Here is a 3,515-nt window from a genome sequence, read left to right on the forward strand (position 1 = left end):
ATGCCGGCCAGCTGGTTCGGGCCGGCGACGTGCTCCTCCGCCTCGACCCGACGGCGAGCGGCTCGGAGCTCGGCAGCGGCCAGTCGCAGGTGACGTCGCTTCAGCTCAAGATCGCCCGCCTGGAGGCGGAGGTCCAGGATCGCGAGCCCGCTTATCCCGCTACGAACGACCCGGCGATCGCCGACCAGATGCGGATCGAGCGGGCATTGCACGCCTCCAAGCTCGCCAACCTCGCCGGCATCCTCGGCGCCGGGCAGGCGCGGCTGAGCGAAATGCAGCGCAGCGTCGCCGAGGCCGAAGCCGCCTACCGGGCCCGCACCAGCGCCTACCAGCAGCGCCAGTCCGAAGCGCGAATCATCCGGCCGCTGGTCGAACGCGGCATCGAACCCAGGCTCAGCCTCGTCCAGGCCGAGAGCGCCGCCGACATCGCGCGCAGCGAGATGGAGGGGGCGGCGCAAGCCGTCGCCCGTGCGCGCTCCGGCGTCGCCGAGGCGCGTTCGACCCTCGCCCAGGCCCATCAGGAATGGCGCGCCCAGGCCGCGACCGAACTGGCCACCGCCCAGGCCGAGCTGGCCGCGCGGTCGCGCGGCTTGCCCGCCTTGACCGATCGCATGCAGCGCACCGTGCTGCGCGCGCCTTTGCCCGGGCGGATCAACCGCGTCCTTGTCAACACGGTCGGCGGCTCGGTCCGGGCCGGCGAACCGGTGGTCGAGATCGTCCCGTCCGGCGACAGCCTGCTGATCGAGGCGCGGGTCCGGCCCGCCGACATCGCCTTCATCCGGCTGGGCCAGAGCGCCCGGGTGGCGATCACCGCCTATGACCGCTCGGTCTACGGCCTGCTCGAGGGCAGCGTCGTCGGCATCTCGCCCGATGCGATGGCCGAGGAACGGACCGGCGAGACCTATTATCTGGTGCGGGTCCGCACCACCGAAAACGTATTGCGCGACCCCAACGGCCACCCGATGCCGATCGGCCCGGGCATGGTCGCCGAAGTCGACCTGCTCGGCGACAAGCGCACCGTCCTTCAATATCTGCTGACGCCGATCACCCGGATGAGCGAAACCGCGTTCCGCGAGCAATAGAGCATTTTTCAAGTCAGGCGGAGCCTGACGACGCGTCACTGCCTGTTCTGGCCCTCACTCGCGGCGGGCGGCGTGCACGCGCCGGTCCGGCGCCCTGTGACATCCGCGTCGATCTCGACGTCGCCGTCGCTGGTCAGGACGGTACGCAAATTGCGGTGAAGAGCGATGCTGTCCGCGCCGAAAGTGCCATCGACGGTCATCGGAATTTCGCCGGTCAGGCCTTCGCGGCGGCAGTTGACGGTGACGTTGGCGCGGCCATTGCGGACATAATAATTGCCGTAGGTGCAGGCGAAGCCGTCGCCGGAAAACATTTCCGTCGGCAGCCGTCCGCCCGCGGCGACGCACAGGCTCTGGGTCGCGCGCGTGCCGACCGGAGTGTCGATCCTGGCCCTGCCCTGATCGGCCTTGCGGAAGCGGGTGACTTGCGAGGTCAGCTCCCACTGGCCGGGCGAGGGCGCCGCGACGGCCGGCGCCGCCTTGTTCTCGGCCGCGCCGTCGCCGCACGACGCGACGAACAGCAACAGAAGCAAAGCCAATGCGCGCATCCCGCGATCTCCCCCTCCTGGTTACGGGGCCATCCTAGCGGGGGCGGGCGGGGATTTGAAGCCGTGCGCGTTCGGGTCAGGCCGGGCAGTCGCCCGTGCGGCGGGCACTGAGCGTGCCCGACATGCGCACGGATTGCGGCCCCGGCGTCCCCGCCGGCGGGTGGATCTCGCTGGAGACCGTCGCCTGCATGGTCGTGGCGGTGTAGGTGCCCTCCATGTTCGTGGTCGACGTCCCGCGCCCCGGCGCCTGGCAGGTGCCGTGAACCCGGATCACGCCGCCGGCGAAGGTCGAGTCGGTGAACTGACAGGCATTGCCGTTGCTGCTCGGGTTCATCATCCGCTGGGCGGGATTGGCGGCTTGCTCCGGCGTCATGCACTCGGAATGGGCCTGCGGCCGGCCCATCATCGACCGCATCGCCGCAAGTTCCGCGGGCGGCGCGCCGGGCACATCGATCGAGGAGAACTGAACGCTCGTCTCCCACATGCCGGGCTGGAGCGAGACCGCACTGGGCGAACAGGCGAACAGCAGCATCGTGGGCAGCGCCGACAGCACGAGTTTCTTCATCACTTCCTCCCAGTCGTTCTCAGCGTCTCCATGTCGAAATAAGACGCTGCTGGCAACCGGAGCGCCGGGGCCAGGTCTATCTGCCGTCCTGACTATTCCCCGGTCCCGACGTCGCGCTCGCCTGGCCGGGAGGGCATTCGCCGATGCGGCGGCCGACCAGATGGTTGGTCGAGGATGACGTCCGGCCTTGCATCGTCGAGTGCAGCTGCTGATCGATCTCGTAATGCGTCGGCGTGAAGCTGCCGTCCATGGTGGCGGAGACCTGCATGCCGGATCGGCTGCAGGTGGAGGTGCCCTGGATGCGGCCGCCGGCGATCGTGACCCCGCTGTAATCGCAGTCGATGCCGGCATGGCCGCCGCCGCCCAGGAACGAGGCGTTGGCCCGGCCGACCTGCTCGGGCGTCACGCAGGAGCGGACCGTCGTCGGCGGGATTTGCGGCATGGGCATGCCCTCCGGCATTCCGGTCATCCGGGTATTCCGCATCTCCATGGTGATCTCCCACAAGCCGGGCTGAATGGTGAGACCGCCGCTGCCTGCTGCCGGAGCGGGAGTCGCCGCCGCGGCGGCCCGCTGATTGCCGCCGGTCTGCTGGTTGGTGCTTTGACTGCCGCAACCGGCGAGCAGCAGGGCGGTGACGGCGGCGATGCGAAGCCTCATCTCATTCTCCCGGGCCGATGGCCTTTCGCCTCCTAGCGCAGGCGTTCGCCAATCGCCATATGCAAGCCATGGCGATCACCATCCGCACCAGCCTCGAAGAGCCCGAAACCGGCCAGGCTTTCGTCCCGCACCGCCCGGCGCGGCCCGACAAGGCCGAGGGCGGCAGGCCGTTCAAGCTGGTCTCCGACTACCGGCCGGCGGGCGACCAGCCGCAGGCGATCGCCGAGCTTGTCGATCAGCTGCGCCAGGACGAGCGGACCCAGGTCCTGCTCGGCGTCACCGGCTCGGGCAAGACCTACACCGTGGCGCAGGTGATCGAGACGTTGCAGCGCCCCGCGCTCGTCCTCGCGCCCAACAAGATCCTCGCCGCGCAGCTCTACGGGGAGTTCAAGAGCTTCTTCCCCGACAATGCGGTCGAATATTTCGTCAGTTACTACGATTATTACCAGCCCGAGGCCTATGTGCCGCGGTCCGACACCTACATCGAGAAGGAAAGCTCGGTGAACGAGGCGATCGACCGGATGCGCCACAGCGCCACCCGGTCGCTGCTGGAGCGGGATGACGTGATCATCGTCGCGTCCGTCTCCTGCATCTACGGCATCGGCTCGGTCGAAACCTACAGCGCGATGATCTTCGACCTGAAGAAGGGCCAGAGCGTCGATCAG

5 protein-coding genes are annotated in these 3,515 nt (G+C 68.8%); 2 read left to right on the plus strand and 3 right to left on the minus strand.

The annotated features are described in order from the left end of the window. Window positions 1-1,082 (plus strand): HlyD family type I secretion periplasmic adaptor subunit (locus AC3XYG_RS34750; protein ID WP_489144462.1); only part of this gene is annotated, 1,082 nt, incomplete at its 5' end. Window positions 1,083-1,117: 35 nt separating this feature from the next. Here AC3XYG_RS34750 and AC3XYG_RS34755 read toward each other — a convergent pair. From AC3XYG_RS34755 to AC3XYG_RS34765, 3 genes are all read right to left on the minus strand, one after another. Then, entirely contained in the window at window positions 1,118-1,627 is a 510-nt protein-coding gene (locus tag AC3XYG_RS34755) for a DUF3617 domain-containing protein (RefSeq protein WP_489144463.1), read from the minus strand. A 76-nt stretch (window positions 1,628-1,703) separates the two neighbouring features. Continuing rightward, the gene (locus AC3XYG_RS34760) at window positions 1,704-2,192 is read right to left on the minus strand and encodes a DUF3617 domain-containing protein (protein ID WP_489144464.1); all 489 of its coding nucleotides are present in this window, start codon (window positions 2,190-2,192) and stop codon (window positions 1,704-1,706) included. Between the two features lie 76 nt (window positions 2,193-2,268). Continuing rightward, complete coding sequence (locus AC3XYG_RS34765) at window positions 2,269-2,850, minus strand: DUF3617 domain-containing protein (RefSeq protein WP_489144465.1); 582 nt, start codon at window positions 2,848-2,850, stop codon at window positions 2,269-2,271. Window positions 2,851-2,918: 68 nt separating this feature from the next. On the opposite strand from AC3XYG_RS34765, the gene AC3XYG_RS34770 reads away from it, so the two are divergent. Continuing rightward, window positions 2,919-3,515, plus strand: a 597-nt coding sequence (locus AC3XYG_RS34770) for a DEAD/DEAH box helicase family protein (protein ID WP_489144466.1), incomplete at its 3' end; no start/stop codon positions are given.

Source organism: Inquilinus sp., assembly GCF_057815775.1.

What these genes read in the sequence shown, in the direction of transcription:
- AC3XYG_RS34755 (WP_489144463.1), bottom strand. Translation starts at nt 1,627, where the DNA reads ATGCGCGCATTGGCTTTGCTTCTGTTGCTGTTCGTCGCGTCGTGCGGC.
- AC3XYG_RS34760 (WP_489144464.1), bottom strand. Translation starts at nt 2,192, where the DNA reads ATGAAGAAACTCGTGCTGTCGGCGCTGCCCACGATGCTGCTGTTCGCC.
- AC3XYG_RS34765 (WP_489144465.1), bottom strand. Translation starts at nt 2,850, where the DNA reads ATGAGGCTTCGCATCGCCGCCGTCACCGCCCTGCTGCTCGCCGGTTGC.